This is a genomic window from Streptomyces sp. SirexAA-E, from assembly GCF_000177195.2.
GTDB lineage: Bacteria > Actinomycetota > Actinomycetes > Streptomycetales > Streptomycetaceae > Streptomyces > Streptomyces flavovirens.
Genome location: NC_015953.1, coordinates 3,711,586 through 3,724,570, shown reverse-complemented (window position 1 = coordinate 3,724,570; position 12,985 = coordinate 3,711,586). Strand labels below are relative to the sequence as shown.

Below are 12,985 nucleotides of genomic sequence, written 5' to 3'. Positions count from 1 at the left end.
AACCCTGACCCCCGGAAACAGTCGGCCACCGGAAGCGTGGTTTCACGTGAAACGTCGTTCCGTTCGCGGTTTCACGTGAAACCGCGAACGGAATGACGAAGGGCCGCACCCGGTGGGGGTGCGGCCCTTCATTCAGCTCTGCCGAGCTGCGCCCTTAGGCGGCAACGACCTCGATACCGAGCTTCGCGGCAACCTCGGGGTGCAGACGAACGGACACCTGGTGCCCGCCCAGCGTCTTGATCGGCGAACCGAGCTCGACGCGACGCTTGTCGACGTCCGGGCCACCCGCGGACTTGATCGCCGAGGCGATGTCAGCCGGGGTGACGGAGCCGAAGAGACGGCCGGCGTCGCCGGAGCGAACAGCCAGACGAACCTTGACGCCCTCGAGCTTGGCCTTGATCTCGTTGGCCTGCTCGATGGTCGCGATCTCGTGGATCTTGCGGGCGCGGCGGATCTGCGCCACGTCCTTCTCGCCACCCTTGGTCCAGCGGATGGCAAAGCCACGCGGAACCAGGTAGTTACGGGCGTACCCGTCCTTGACGTCCACGACGTCGCCGGCGGCACCGAGGCCAGTGACCTCGTGGGTGAGGATGATCTTCATGATTCGGTCACCCTTCCCTTATCGCGCGGTGGACGTGTAGGGCAGCAGCGCCATCTCACGGCTGTTCTTGACTGCCGTGGCGACGTCACGCTGGTGCTGCGTGCAGTTGCCGGTGACGCGGCGGGCACGGATCTTGCCGCGGTCGGAAATGAACTTCCGCAGCATGTTCGTGTCCTTGTAGTCCACGTACTGGGTCTTGTCCTTGCAGAACGCGCAGACCTTCTTCTTAGGCTTGCGCACAGGCGGCTTCGCCATGGTGTTTCTCCTGTGTGATCAAGAAGTGGGGGTACGAGCAGCCCTAGAAGGGAGGCTCGTCCGAGTAGCCGCCGCCGGAACCGCCGGAGCTTCCGCCCCAGCCCCCGCCGCCACCCTGCGGAGCGGCGCCGCCGCCCTGCTGGCCGCCGGCCGGACCGCTGGTGGCCCAGGGGTCGTCCGCCGGAGCGCCGCCGCCCTGCTGACCGCCGGCCCCGGGACCGCCGCCCCAGTTGCCGCCGCCCTGCTGGCCGCCGCCGTATCCGCCCTGGCCACCCTGCCCACCACGACCGGTGGTCTTGGTGACCTTGGCCGTGGCGTTCTTGAGGCTGGGGCCGACTTCCTCGACATCCAGCTCGTAGACCGTGCGCTTGACGCCCTCGCGGTCCTCGTAGGACCGCTGCTTCAGTCGGCCCTGCACGACGACTCGCATGCCGCGCGTGAGCGACTCGGCGACGTTCTCCGCCGCCTGTCGCCAGACCGAGCAGGTGAGGAACAGGCCTTCGCCGTCCTTCCACTCATTGGTCTGCCGATCGAAGATGCGGGGAGTGGACGCGACACGGAACTTCGCGACCGCCGCACCGGACGGGGTGAAGCGCAGCTCGGGGTCGTCGACGAGATTGCCGACGACCGTGATGACGGTCTCGCCTGCCATGGATGAACCTCTCGGCGGGGATTGCTTCTGGCTGCTTGCTACTCGAACCCGATGACCGCTGAGCTGGTTGCTCAGTGGACCTCGGGACGGAGGACCTTGGTCCGGAGGACCGACTCGTTCAGGTTCATCTGTCGGTCGAGCTCCTTGACGACTGCGGGCTCGGCCTGCAGGTCGATGACCGAGTAGATGCCCTCAGGCTTCTTCTTGATCTCGTAAGAGAGACGACGACGGCCCCAGGTGTCGACCTTCTCGACCTTTCCGTTGCCCTCACGGACGACGGAGAGGAAGTTCTCGATCAGCGGGGAGACTGCTCGCTCCTCGAGATCGGGGTCGAGGATGACCATCACCTCGTAGTGACGCATGTGGAACCCACCTCCTTTGGACTCAGCGGCCACGGTCGTTCCGTGGCAGGAGGGTCGTGATGCGTGAGCAACAGTGTCTCCGAGTAAAACAGCCGCCACTGACAACGCTCTTCTCATGATGTGAAGGGGGCTGTCGGGTCGGCTTCGGGCAGACACCGGTGCAGACCGTACAGACTACCCGCAGACCGGCTTCCGGTTGAAATCCGGTGTTCAGGGCGCACAATCAAGACAGATGCGGTGTGACAGGCGCTACATCGCGCCGCCCTTTCGGCCAGGAGGTGCTTCATGGCACAGACAGTCCGATCCCCCGGCAGCCGGCCCGCTCCCAGCCACGTGACCAACGCACGCCCGGCCACCGGCTCACTCTTCGCGACGGACGGCAGGCCCCACCCCCTGCAAGAGGTGCTGATGGTGGTGACAGGGGTGCTCGGCGTCCTCGCGTTCGTGTCGGCCATGTTCCACAACCTGCACCTGCTCAGCTCGTGGGCCGGGCTGGTCGGCCTCCTGACCGGCGCCTACGGGCAGTACATCTCCAAGACCACCTGGCAGCGGTTCGCCTTCATCATGGGGATCGGCTCGTCCGGAGTCGGTTTCCTCCTCGGCATGGCGCACGGCGGCCTCTTCGGCGGCGTGATCACCTGACCGGCAGAGCCGCGGCCGACCCGGTCGGCCACGCCGCCCGGCGCTCCGGCGGGCGGCGTCCGCACGGCAGGCGCCCGGCCCGGTCCCGATGGGGCCGGGCCGGGCGCCGCTCGCTCACAGTAGGCTTCGGCGCGAGAGCCGGAGCCCCTGACCGATGGGGACACACCTGCCGAGGAGCGCCCCGCATGAGCCTGACCCTGAGGACCATCAGCCGAGAGCAGCATCTGGCGTACATCCAGAGCCTCCCCTCGGCCAGTCACTGCCAGGTCCCGGCGTGGGCGGACGTGAAGACCGAATGGCGCTCGGAGAACCTCGGGTGGTTCGACAAGAGCGGTGAGATGGTCGGTGCGGGTCTGGTGCTGTACCGCCAGCTGCCCAAGATCAAGCGCTACCTCGCCTACCTCCCCGAGGGCCCGGTCATCAACTGGTACGCCCCGAACCTGGACGACTGGCTCCAGCCGATGCTCGCGCACCTCAAGCAGCAGGGCGCCTTCTCGGTGAAGATGGGCCCGCCCGTGGTCATCCGCCGCTGGGACTCGGCCGCCATCAAGGCGGGCATCCAGGACCCCGAGGTCAAGCGGCTGCGCGACGTCGAGGCCACCCACATCGAGCCGCGGGCCTTCGAGGTCTCGGACCGGCTGCGGAAGATGGGCTGGCAGCAGGGCGAGGACGGCGGCGCCGGATTCGGTGACGTACAGCCCCGCTACGTCTTCCAGGTCCCGCTGGCCAACCGCTCCCTCGAGGACGTCCTCAAGGGCTTCAACCAGCTCTGGCGGCGCAACATCAAGAAGGCCGACAAGGCCGGCGTCGAGGTCGTCCAGGGCGGTTACGAGGACCTGGCCGAGTGGCAGCGGCTGTACGAGATCACCGCGGTGCGTGACCACTTCCGTCCGCGTCCGCTCTCCTACTTCCAGCGCATGTGGACGGTCCTCAACACCGAGGACCCCAACCGCATGCGGCTCTACTTCGCCCGGCACAACGGCGTGAACCTCTCCGCCGCCACGATGCTCGTGGTCGGTGGGCACGTCTGGTACTCGTACGGCGCTTCCGACAACATCGGGCGCGAGGTCAGGCCGTCGAACGCCATGCAGTGGCGGATGCTGCGCGACTCCTACGCGATGGGCGCGACCGTCTACGACCTGCGCGGCATCAGCGACTCCCTGGACGAGACCGATCATCTGTTCGGCCTGATCCAGTTCAAGGTCGGCACGGGCGGGGAAGCCGTCGAGTACGTCGGCGAGTGGGACTTCCCCCTCAACAAGCTGCTCCACAAGGCGCTCGACATGTATATGTCCCGCCGCTGACCCTCGCCCCACCCCTCACCCTCCGAACTCCACCGCAGCCACCAGAAAGGTTCCGGGCCGGCCATGGCGCTCTCCCTCTACGTCGACACCGCGCGCTGGCGGGCGCACCAGAAGTCCGTGATCGACCAGTTCCCCGGGCTCGTACCCGTCTGCAAGGGCAACGGATACGGCTTCGGCCACGAACGGCTGGCCGACGAGACCATCCGTTTCGGCTCCGACATCCTGGCCGTCGGCACGACGTACGAGGCCGCCCGGATCAAGGACTGGTTCAGCGGGGACCTGCTGGTGCTCACACCCTTCCGGCGGGGCGAGGAGCCGGTGCCGCTGCCCGACCGGGTGGTCCGCTCCGTCTCCTCGGTGGACGGCGTGCACGCCCTGGTGGGCGCCCGGGTCGTCATCGAGTGCATGAGCTCGATGAAGCGCCACGGCGTCAAGGAGGAGGAGCTCGGCCTGCTGCACGCGGCGATAGAGGACGTACGCCTCGAAGGGTTCGCCCTGCACCTGCCGCTGGACCGCACGGACGGCTCGGACGCGGTCGAGGAGGTCATCGCCTGGATGGACCGCCTGCGTGCCGCCCGGCTGCCCCTGCACACCATGTTCGTCAGCCACCTGAGGGCCGAGGAGCTGGCACGGCTGCAGCAGCAGTTCCCGCAGACCCGCTTCCGTGCCCGCATCGGCACGCGGCTCTGGCTCGGCGACCACGAGGCGACGGAGTACCGCGGCGCGGTCCTCGACGTCACGCCCGTCGTCAAGGGTGACCGGTTCGGTTACCGCCAGCAGAAGGCCGCCTCCGACGGCTGGCTGGTCGTCGTCGCGGGTGGCACCTCGCACGGTGTCGGCCTGGAGGCCCCCAAGGCGCTGCACGGGGTGATGCCGCGCGCCAAGGGCGTCGCACGTGCCGGTCTGGCCACGGTCAACCGCAATCTGTCGCCGTTCGTCTGGGCGGGCAAGCAGCGCTGGTTCGCCGAACCGCCGCACATGCAGGTGTCGATCCTGTTCGTCCCCTCGGACGCCGAGGAGCCGAAGGTCGGTGACGAACTGGTGGCCCATCTGCGCCACACCACCACCCAGTTCGACCGCCTGGTGGACCGCTAGTACCTCTTGGAACCGGGCCGCCGTTCAGGACGCGGGCGGGCCGTCCACCGTGCCCTCCTCCACCCGCGGCCCTTCGGCCGCGGGTGTCCGGTGTCCGGGGGAGCGGTGCGCGAGCCCGGCCAGGAGGGGCGTGTCCGGTGCCCCGTCGAGCACTCCCCCCGACGGGTCGTCCGAGCCGTCGCGCCGCACCGGGTCCCGCTCGGGCATCAGGATGTCCCGGACGACCACGGCGCACAGGTACAGCGTCCCCAGCAGGTGCAGGGCGATCGCCACCTGGTAGCCCTCCTGCGGCAGCCCCTGGTGCTTGTCACCGCTCGTCGTGTACGCGAGGTACATCCAGATCCCCAGGAAGTACACGACCTCGCAGGCCTGCCAGATCAGGAAGTCCCGCCAGCGCGGGCGGGCCAGCGCGGCGAGCGGGATCAGCCACAGCACGTACTGCGGTGAGTAGACCTTGTTGGTCAGGACGAAGGCGGCCACCACCAGGAACACCAGCTGGGCGAAGCGCGGCCGGTGGCGGGCGCTCAGGGCAAGCCCGGCGATGGCCGCGCAGAGCACGACCATCAGGAGCACCGAGGCCGTGTTCACGGTGGAGACGTCGATGGGTTTACCGGTGCGCTGGGTGATGAGCAGCCAGAACGAGCCGTAGTCGATCTGCCGTTCCTGACTGAAGGTGTAGAACTTCTTCCACCCCTCGGGGGCCGCGAGCATGACCGGCACGTTCACCACCAGCCACGCGGCCACGGCACCGAACAGCGCCCTGGTGAAGTCGCGCGGCCTCCCGGCCCGCAGACACAGGACGAGCAGGGGGCCCAGCAGCAGCACCGGGTAGAGCTTGGCCGCCGTCGCCAGGCCGATGAGGACACCGAAGGCGAGCGCCCGGCCGCGGGACCACATGAGCATCGCCGCCGCGGTCAGCGCGACGGCGAACAGGTCCCAGTTGATCGTCGCGGTGAGCGCGAACGCCGGGGCGAGGGCGACCAGCAGGCCGTCCCAGGGGCGGTACCGGTGCGTCCGGGCGACGCAGACGACGACGACCACGGCGCAGATCATGAGCATGCCCGCGTTGACCAGCCAGTACATCTGCTCGCGCTGCTGCATGGGGTCCGAGTCGGGCGTCAGCGTCAGCCAGGACGCGACCTGCATGAACAGCCCGGTGAGCACCGGGTACTCCAGATAGGCCATGTCGCCGTTGAGCCGGTCGGCATACGGCACCAGGCCGTCGGCGAAGCCCCGTCCGACGTACAGGTGCGGGATGTCGGAGTAGCAGGCGTGCGTGTACTGCGAGCTGACTCCCTGGAACCACGCCCAGTCGTAACAGGGGATCTTCTGGACCATGCCGAGGGCGAACATCCCGATCGCCACGAGCACCAGGACGCGCACCGGGGTGAGCGGGCCGGTGCCGACACGCGCCCAGCGCCCTACGGGCCCGCCGATCAGCTCGCTGCCGGCCGCCGCGACCTCGTCCTGCCGCGTAGGCCGGGCGACCGGCCGGTCCTGGTGCACGCTCGTGTCCTGTGGGCTTGGCATGCCGCACATCCTGCCGTACGGCGCTGTGTGCGCGCGGACCGTGCCCCGGGACACGCGAAGGGCCCGCCGGCACCTGGATGGTGCGGGCGGGCCCTTGTCACGCGTACCGGCGGGGTCCGGGGCGGTGGCTATCCGCCGCCGCCGAACCAGCCGCCTTGGTTACCGCCGTTGCTGTTGCCGCTGGTGCCGTTCGCACCGTCGGTCGTGCCCTCCGTGGTGCCGGCGTCGGCGCCCCCGTCCGAGGTGCCGGCATCGGTCCCGCCGTTGGCGCTCCCATCGGTGGCACCGCCGTTCGCGTTGCCCGTGTTGGTTCCGCCGTTGTCCTCCTCGCAGTCCCAGCCCCAGACTCCGCAGGTGTCGCTCGGCGACGGGCTGGGGGACGTGGTCTCCGCCGAGGGCGTCGCCGAAGGCGACTTCGACTCCGACTCCGACTCGGAGGCCGAGGGGGTCGGCGACGGGGTGGGGCTCGGGGTACCGATGACCTCGCCGTACGGCTCGGGCTTCGGGAAGCTCAGCGCCTCCTTGCCCTGGAGCGCGGTGGTCATGTAGTCGTGCCAGATCTGCGCGGGGAAGGAGTTTCCGTGGATCTTCTCCTCGCCACCGGTTCCGTACATCTCCTCGAACTTACGGTCCTTGTTCGACTCGTCGTCGTCCATGCGGAACATACTGATCGCCGTCGACAACTGCGGCGTGTACCCGACGAACCAGGCGGAGAGGTTGCCGTCCGTGGTACCCGTCTTGCCGGCCGCGTCCCGGCCTTCGAGCCGGGCGGGCTTGCCGGTGCCGTTCTCGACGACGCCCTTGAGCACGTCGGTGACGTTGTCCGCGATGGCGCTCTCCATCGCGGTCTTGGTCGCCTTCTCGTGCCGGTAGACGGTCTCCCCTTCGTGTTTGACCTCGGTGACCGAGAAGGGCTCGTTCTGCTTGCCGCTGGTGGCGAAGGTCGCGTAGGCACCCGCCATGCGGATGGCGCTCGGCGAGGACGTACCGATCGAGAACGAGGGGACGGACGAGTTCGCCATGTAGTCGTCGTCCCGAAGTCCCGCCGCGATCGCGACCTGCTTCACCTTGTCGGTGCCGACGTCCATACCGAGCTGGACATAGGGGGAGTTGGCGGACTGCTCCATCGCCTCCCGCAGGGTGATGTCGCCGTGGTCCGCGTGGTCGTCGTTGGTCTGGAGCCAGGGCTTGCCGTCGTCGTTCAGCCAGACCGTGCCGTCGTAGTTCTTGATCTCGAGGGCGTTGTCGGCGTTGTAGATGCTCTTCGGGGAGATCTGCGTACGGGTGGCCTTGTCCTGCTCCCTGCTCCCCTTCGGATCACGCACGCCGTACTGCATGCCGGCGGCGAGGACGAACGGCTTGAAGGTCGACCCGACCTGCGCACCTGTCGCGTCCGCGTTGTTGGTGTAGTGCTTGGTCGCGTCCTGGCCGCCGTAGGTCGCGAGGATCGCGCCCGTCCCGGTGTCCACCGAGGCGCCGCCGAACTGGACGTGCGCGTCCAGCTCGGGCCGCTTCTTCACGTCGATCTTGTTCTCGTAGACCTTGTTGATGGCCGCCTCGAGCTCCTTGACCTTCTTCTTCTCGAAGGTCGTGTGGATCTCGTATCCGCCCTGCGCCAGCTGCTGTTCGGTGATGTCCTGGTCGTTGTGGGCGAGGAAGTAGTCCGTGGCGAGGTCGACGAGGTAACCGGTCTGTCCGCCCAGCTCGCCGCTCTTCGTGGGCTCCTTCAGCTCGGGGAGCTTCGTGTACTTCGCCCGCTCGGTGGCGCTCAGCCGGTTGTCCTTGACCTCTTCGTCGAGGATCCACGCCCAGCGCTTCGTGGCCCTCTCCGTATTGGCCTTCTTGGACATGTTGACCGGATCGATCTCCGGGTGCCCGGCGGGGTCGTAGTAGCTCGGACCCTTGAGCAGGGTCGCCAGGAAGGCGCACTCGCTCGGGTCGAGCTTGACGGCGTCCTTGCCGAAGTACGTGCGGGCGGCCGCCTGGAGGCCCGAGGCGCTCCGGCCGTAGTAGGAGACGTTGAGGTAACCGGCCATCACCTCTTCCTTCTTCACGGTCTTGCCGACCTTGAGCGTGATGAAGAGTTCCTTGAACTTCCGGCTGAGGGTCTGCTCCTGGGAGAGCATCGAGTTCTTCACGTACTGCTGTGTGATCGTCGAACCACCCTGGGTGTCACCCCCCTTGGCCATGTTCCAGAACGCCCGGGCGATGCCCATGGGGTCGATGCCCTTGTCGTGGTCGAACGACTTGTTCTCCGCGGAGATCACCGCGTTCCGCATGGCCTCCGGGATCTGCGCGTAGGCGATCTCCTGGCGGTTGACGGAGCCGCCCGTGGCGACCAACTGCGTGTCGTCGGCCCAGTAGTAGACGTTGTTCTGCGCCTTGGCCATGTCCTTCACCTCAGGGGGCACCACAAGCGCGTACGCGATGCCGGCCGCGCCCATCATGAGGCCGAGGAAGCCCAGACACAGTCCGGAGACCAGCTTCCACGAAGGAACCCAACGCCGCACGCCGTACTTGCCGGCGCGCGGGTAGTCGATGATCCTCTTCTTGCCGGAGCGGCTGCCCGCCGCCCGGCCACGGCCTTCGGGGCCTGCGGCGTCGCCACCGCCCCGGCGCCTGCCCCCGCCGCGCTGGGCGGCTCGACGGGCCTCGGCCCGGCCGCCGTACGACTGTTCGTCGTCGTGGGCGCCGGAGGGTGATGCTGATGTGGCCCTGCGTGACGACTCGCGTCGTCCGGAGGGCTGCTGGGCGGCTCGTCTGGCCGCGGCACGTCCGCCACCTTGCGGTTGCGGCGTCTTGCGACGGTGCTCGCTCATCGAACGACTACTCCTCGGGCAGGCGAGAGCGCCTGGAAGCGGCAGTTGAGATCCGGTCCCCCCGAATTGCGGACGAGCCCTGCGGAAGGCTCATCCGCAGTACATCCGGCAGTCCGCGTTGACTGACGCGCGAGGGCGCCTCGCGGTTCCCGGTGGTCTGCATGCCGCACAGACTACGCACGGTCAAAAACCTCCTGGGACCGAACTTCACCCCAAATAACGCAAGTCGCTCCCTACGAATCACCAATGTGACGCCGCTCACGAATGCCCCTCTTGTCGAACATCACGGACCGATCTATCGTGCTGATGTATCGAGTCGATACATCAGCACGGCATAAGGTGGGCTCAGGAGCTCCGCAGGAGCACCGGACGAAGGAGGACGCGAAGGTGAGCAGACGCTCCGGCATCCTCGAATTCGCGGTGCTCGGCCTGCTCCGTGAGTCCCCGATGCACGGGTATGAGCTGCGCAAACGCCTCAACACCTCGTTGGGTATCTTCCGCGCGTTCAGCTACGGCACGCTCTATCCCTGCCTCAAGACGCTGGTCGCCAACGGCTGGTTGATCGAGGAGACCGCGAGCGATGCGGCGGCTCCGCCCACCACGGCCCGTGGGGTCGCCTCCACGGGCTCGCTGGCAGGACGCCGCGCCAAGATCGTCTACCGGTTGACGGCAGAAGGTAAGGAGCACTTCGAGGAGTTGCTGTCGCACACCGGTCCGGACGCCTGGGAGGACGAGCACTTCGCCGCTCGGTTCGCCTTCTTCGGGCAGACGGAGCGCGAGGTGCGGATGCGCGTCCTCGAAGGCCGGCGCAGCAGGCTGGAGGAGCGCCTCGAAAAGATGCGCGCCTCGCTGGCCCGCACCCGGGAACGACTCGATGACTACACGCTTGAGCTGCAGCGGCACGGCATGGAGTCCGTGGAGCGCGAAGTGCGCTGGCTGAACGAGCTCATCGAGAGCGAGCGGTCGGGACGGGATCAACGCCGATCCTCGCCCGAGGGCTGCACTCAGCACGACACATCAGGAGAGACGGGCGGCCTGCCCCGGCACCGGGACAACACCCGGCCGGATCCGTCCGACGACACCAAGTGACACCCCCTCAGGACCGCACGGGTCCGTCGGGGAACACAGAGAACACACAGGGAGCAATCGGCATGGGTTCGGTTCGCGTAGCCATCGTCGGCGTGGGCAACTGCGCCGCCTCGCTGGTGCAGGGCGTCGAGTACTACAAGGACGCCGATCCGGCCGGCAAGGTGCCCGGCCTGATGCACGTCCAGTTCGGCGACTACCACGTGAGCGACGTCGAGTTCGTCGCCGCCTTCGACGTCGACGCGAAGAAGGTCGGCCTCGACCTGGCGGACGCCATCGGCGCCAGCGAGAACAACACGATCAAGATCGCCGACGTGCCCAGCACCGGCGTGACCGTCCAGCGTGGTCACACCCACGACGGCCTGGGCAAGTACTACCGCGAGACGATCGAGGAGTCCGCCGAGGCGCCGGTCGACATCGTCCAGGTCCTCAAGGACAAGCAGGTCGACGTCCTCGTCTGCTACCTGCCGGTCGGTTCCGAGGTGGCTGCGAAGTTCTACGCGCAGTGCGCCATCGACGCCAAGGTCGCGTTCGTCAACGCCCTCCCGGTCTTCATCGCCGGCACCAAGGAGTGGGCGGACAAGTTCACCGAGGCCGGCGTCCCGATCGTCGGTGACGACATCAAGTCCCAGGTGGGCGCCACCATCACGCACCGTGTGATGGCGAAGCTCTTCGAGGACCGGGGTGTCATCCTCGACCGCACGATGCAGCTGAACGTCGGCGGCAACATGGACTTCAAGAACATGCTCGAGCGTGAGCGTCTGGAGTCCAAGAAGATCTCGAAGACCCAGGCCGTCACCTCGCAGATCCGTGACCGTGAGCTCGGTGCGGACAACGTCCACATCGGCCCCTCGGACTACGTGGCCTGGCTGGACGACCGCAAGTGGGCGTACGTCCGCCTCGAGGGCCGTGCCTTCGGTGACGTCCCGCTGAACCTGGAGTACAAGCTCGAGGTCTGGGACTCCCCGAACTCCGCCGGTGTCATCATCGACGCCGTCCGGGCGGCGAAGATCGCCAAGGACCGCGGAATCGGCGGCCCGATCCTCTCGGCCTCCTCCTACTTCATGAAGTCCCCGCCGGTGCAGTACTTCGACGACGAGGCCCGCGAGAACGTCGAGAAGTTCATCAACGGCGACGTCGAGCGCTGATCCCACCGGTGACGGCTCCCGCCTCACCGACATCGGGATGACGGGCGGCAACGCCCCGTCGGCACAGCATGCGAGGGGCCCCCGGGCAGTCCACCCGCCCGGGGGCCCCTCGCATGTGTGACCCTTGCCCACATGCCTGTCGTGCGTGATCTGGGCGTTCTCCTGCGCCTGAGGAACTTCCGTCGTCTCCTGGCTGTGCGGCTTCTCTCCCAGTCGGCCGATGGCGTCTACCAAGTCGCCCTCGCCACCTACGTGGTGTTCTCACCGGAGAACCAGGCGACACCCGGAGCCATCGCCTCGGCCATGGCGGTACTGCTGCTTCCGTACTCGCTGGTCGGCCCGTTCGCGGGTGTCCTGCTGGACCGCTGGCCGCGCCGGCAGGTCTTCCTGTACGGCAACCTCCTGCGTGCCGTACTCGCTTGCTGCACAGCCCTGTTGCTGCTCAGTTCCGTACCGGACTGGGCGTTCTACGCCTCGGCCCTGTGCGTCACCGCCGTCAACCGCTTCGTGCTGGCCGGGTTGTCGGCCGCCCTCCCACGTGTGGTGGACGACGACCGGCTCGTGGTCGCCAACTCCCTGTCCCCGACCGCCGGCACACTGGCAGCCACACTGGGCGGTGGACTGGCCCTGGCCGTCCGGCTGCTGACGGACGGATCCGACGCCGTGGTGGTGCTGCTGGGGGCCACGCTCTACCTCCTGTCGGCCCTGGCCTCCCTGAGCCTGCCCCGTGACCTCCTCGGGCCCGATAGGGGCCAGGCGCACGTGCGGCTGCGTGAGGCCCTCGCCACGACCGCACGCGGTCTCGCCGCCGGCTTCCGCCACCTCTCGGAGCGCAGGAACGCCGCACGTGCCCTCGCCGCGATGACGGTCATGCGCTTCTGTTACGGGGCGCTGACCGTAATGCTGCTGATGCTGTGCCGCTACGCGTGGGCCGACTCCGAGTCCGACGGGCTCGCCCTGCTCGGTCTGGCGCTGGGCTTCTCCGCCGCGGGCTACTTCGTGGCCGCAGTGATGACGCCTTGGGCCGTCGGACGCTTCGGTCGGTACGGCTGGCTGGCAGTGTGTGCGGGAGTGGCCGCCGTTCTGGAACCTGCGCTGGGACTGCCCTTCGCCCCCGTCCCGATGCTGGCGGCCGCTTTCGTCCTCGGCCTCGTGACCCAGGGGTCGAAAATCGCGACGGACACCGAGGTGCAGACCTCCGTCGACGATGCCTTCCGCGGCAGGGTCTTCTCGCTGTACGACGTGCTGTTCAATGCGGCCTTCGTGGCGGCGGCGGGCGCATCGGCCCTGGCCCTGCCCGCCGATGGGCGATCCACCACCGTAGTGGTCGCTGTGGCGGTGCTCTATGCCGGCGTATCCGCGGCAATGGCACACCGACCGGTCTCCCGAAGCGCTGCGGTCAAAGACTGAAGGGCGTTGTTTCACGTGAAACAACGCCCTTCAGCCCGAAGGTGCCGACGCCACCTCTGCCGCGCTCATGTTTCACGTGAA

The 12,985-nt window shown here is 67.9% G+C and carries 12 protein-coding genes; 6 read left to right on the top strand and 6 right to left on the bottom strand.

The annotated features are described in order from the left end of the window. Nucleotides 1–154: 154 nt before the first annotated feature. From rplI to rpsF, 4 genes are all read right to left on the bottom strand, one after another. Nucleotides 155–601 (bottom strand): 50S ribosomal protein L9, encoded by a 447-nt coding sequence (gene rplI / locus SACTE_RS16540; protein WP_014047183.1) that lies wholly within the window; start codon nucleotides 599–601, stop codon nucleotides 155–157. Between the two features lie 18 nt (nucleotides 602–619). Continuing rightward, nucleotides 620–856: a 30S ribosomal protein S18 gene (rpsR, locus tag SACTE_RS16535; RefSeq protein WP_003967857.1), complete on the bottom strand. Its 237-nt coding sequence runs from the start codon at nucleotides 854–856 to the stop codon at nucleotides 620–622. Between the two features lie 43 nt (nucleotides 857–899). Then, nucleotides 900–1,508 carry a single-stranded DNA-binding protein gene (locus SACTE_RS16530; RefSeq protein WP_014047182.1) on the bottom strand — a complete coding sequence of 203 codons (609 nt, stop codon included), beginning with the start codon at nucleotides 1,506–1,508 and terminating at the stop codon, nucleotides 900–902. A gap of 71 nt (nucleotides 1,509–1,579) precedes the next feature. Next, nucleotides 1,580–1,870, bottom strand: a complete 291-nt coding sequence (gene rpsF / locus SACTE_RS16525; RefSeq protein WP_014047181.1) for a 30S ribosomal protein S6 — start codon at nucleotides 1,868–1,870, stop codon at nucleotides 1,580–1,582. A gap of 285 nt (nucleotides 1,871–2,155) precedes the next feature. Here rpsF and SACTE_RS16520 point away from each other — a divergent pair, with 285 nt between their 5' ends. From SACTE_RS16520 to SACTE_RS16510, 3 genes are all read left to right on the top strand, one after another. After that, nucleotides 2,156–2,512: a hypothetical protein gene (locus SACTE_RS16520; protein ID WP_014047180.1), complete on the top strand. Its 357-nt coding sequence runs from the start codon at nucleotides 2,156–2,158 to the stop codon at nucleotides 2,510–2,512. 185 nt (nucleotides 2,513–2,697) lie between these two features. Beyond that, on the top strand, nucleotides 2,698–3,816 hold the full coding sequence (locus SACTE_RS16515) for a peptidoglycan bridge formation glycyltransferase FemA/FemB family protein (protein ID WP_014047179.1): 1,119 nt from the start codon (nucleotides 2,698–2,700) through the stop codon (nucleotides 3,814–3,816). Between the two features lie 63 nt (nucleotides 3,817–3,879). Beyond that, entirely contained in the window at nucleotides 3,880–4,911 is a 1,032-nt protein-coding gene (locus tag SACTE_RS16510; protein ID WP_014047178.1) for an alanine racemase, read from the top strand. Between the two features lie 24 nt (nucleotides 4,912–4,935). Here SACTE_RS16510 and SACTE_RS16505 read toward each other — a convergent pair whose 3' ends face one another. Then, entirely contained in the window at nucleotides 4,936–6,441 is a 1,506-nt protein-coding gene (locus SACTE_RS16505) for a glycosyltransferase 87 family protein (protein WP_014047177.1), read from the bottom strand. A 128-nt stretch (nucleotides 6,442–6,569) separates the two neighbouring features. Beyond that, complete coding sequence (locus SACTE_RS16500; RefSeq protein ID WP_014047176.1) at nucleotides 6,570–9,260, bottom strand: transglycosylase domain-containing protein; 2,691 nt, start codon at nucleotides 9,258–9,260, stop codon at nucleotides 6,570–6,572. 387 nt (nucleotides 9,261–9,647) lie between these two features. On the opposite strand from SACTE_RS16500, the gene SACTE_RS16495 reads away from it, so the two are divergent. From SACTE_RS16495 to SACTE_RS16485, 3 genes are all read left to right on the top strand, one after another. Then, complete coding sequence (locus SACTE_RS16495) at nucleotides 9,648–10,349, top strand: PadR family transcriptional regulator (RefSeq protein ID WP_014047175.1); 702 nt, start codon at nucleotides 9,648–9,650, stop codon at nucleotides 10,347–10,349. A 62-nt stretch (nucleotides 10,350–10,411) separates the two neighbouring features. Then, nucleotides 10,412–11,494: an inositol-3-phosphate synthase gene (locus tag SACTE_RS16490; protein WP_014047174.1), complete on the top strand. Its 1,083-nt coding sequence runs from the start codon at nucleotides 10,412–10,414 to the stop codon at nucleotides 11,492–11,494. Between the two features lie 132 nt (nucleotides 11,495–11,626). Continuing rightward, entirely contained in the window at nucleotides 11,627–12,904 is a 1,278-nt protein-coding gene (locus tag SACTE_RS16485; protein ID WP_014047173.1) for an MFS transporter, read from the top strand. The last annotated feature ends 81 nt before the right edge of the window (nucleotides 12,905–12,985 follow it).

What these genes read in the sequence shown, in the direction of transcription:
- SACTE_RS16505 (WP_014047177.1), bottom strand. Translation starts at nt 6,441, where the DNA reads ATGCCAAGCCCACAGGACACGAGCGTGCACCAGGACCGGCCGGTCGCC.
- SACTE_RS16490 (WP_014047174.1), top strand. Translation starts at nt 10,412, where the DNA reads ATGGGTTCGGTTCGCGTAGCCATCGTCGGCGTGGGCAACTGCGCCGCC.
- SACTE_RS16530 (WP_014047182.1), bottom strand. Translation starts at nt 1,508, where the DNA reads ATGGCAGGCGAGACCGTCATCACGGTCGTCGGCAATCTCGTCGACGAC.
- rplI (WP_014047183.1), bottom strand. Translation starts at nt 601, where the DNA reads ATGAAGATCATCCTCACCCACGAGGTCACTGGCCTCGGTGCCGCCGGC.
- rpsF (WP_014047181.1), bottom strand. Translation starts at nt 1,870, where the DNA reads ATGCGTCACTACGAGGTGATGGTCATCCTCGACCCCGATCTCGAGGAG.
- rpsR (WP_003967857.1), bottom strand. Translation starts at nt 856, where the DNA reads ATGGCGAAGCCGCCTGTGCGCAAGCCTAAGAAGAAGGTCTGCGCGTTC.
- SACTE_RS16520 (WP_014047180.1), top strand. Translation starts at nt 2,156, where the DNA reads ATGGCACAGACAGTCCGATCCCCCGGCAGCCGGCCCGCTCCCAGCCAC.
- SACTE_RS16485 (WP_014047173.1), top strand. Translation starts at nt 11,627, where the DNA reads ATGCCTGTCGTGCGTGATCTGGGCGTTCTCCTGCGCCTGAGGAACTTC.
- SACTE_RS16515 (WP_014047179.1), top strand. Translation starts at nt 2,698, where the DNA reads ATGAGCCTGACCCTGAGGACCATCAGCCGAGAGCAGCATCTGGCGTAC.
- SACTE_RS16510 (WP_014047178.1), top strand. Translation starts at nt 3,880, where the DNA reads ATGGCGCTCTCCCTCTACGTCGACACCGCGCGCTGGCGGGCGCACCAG.
- SACTE_RS16500 (WP_014047176.1), bottom strand. Translation starts at nt 9,260, where the DNA reads ATGAGCGAGCACCGTCGCAAGACGCCGCAACCGCAAGGTGGCGGACGT.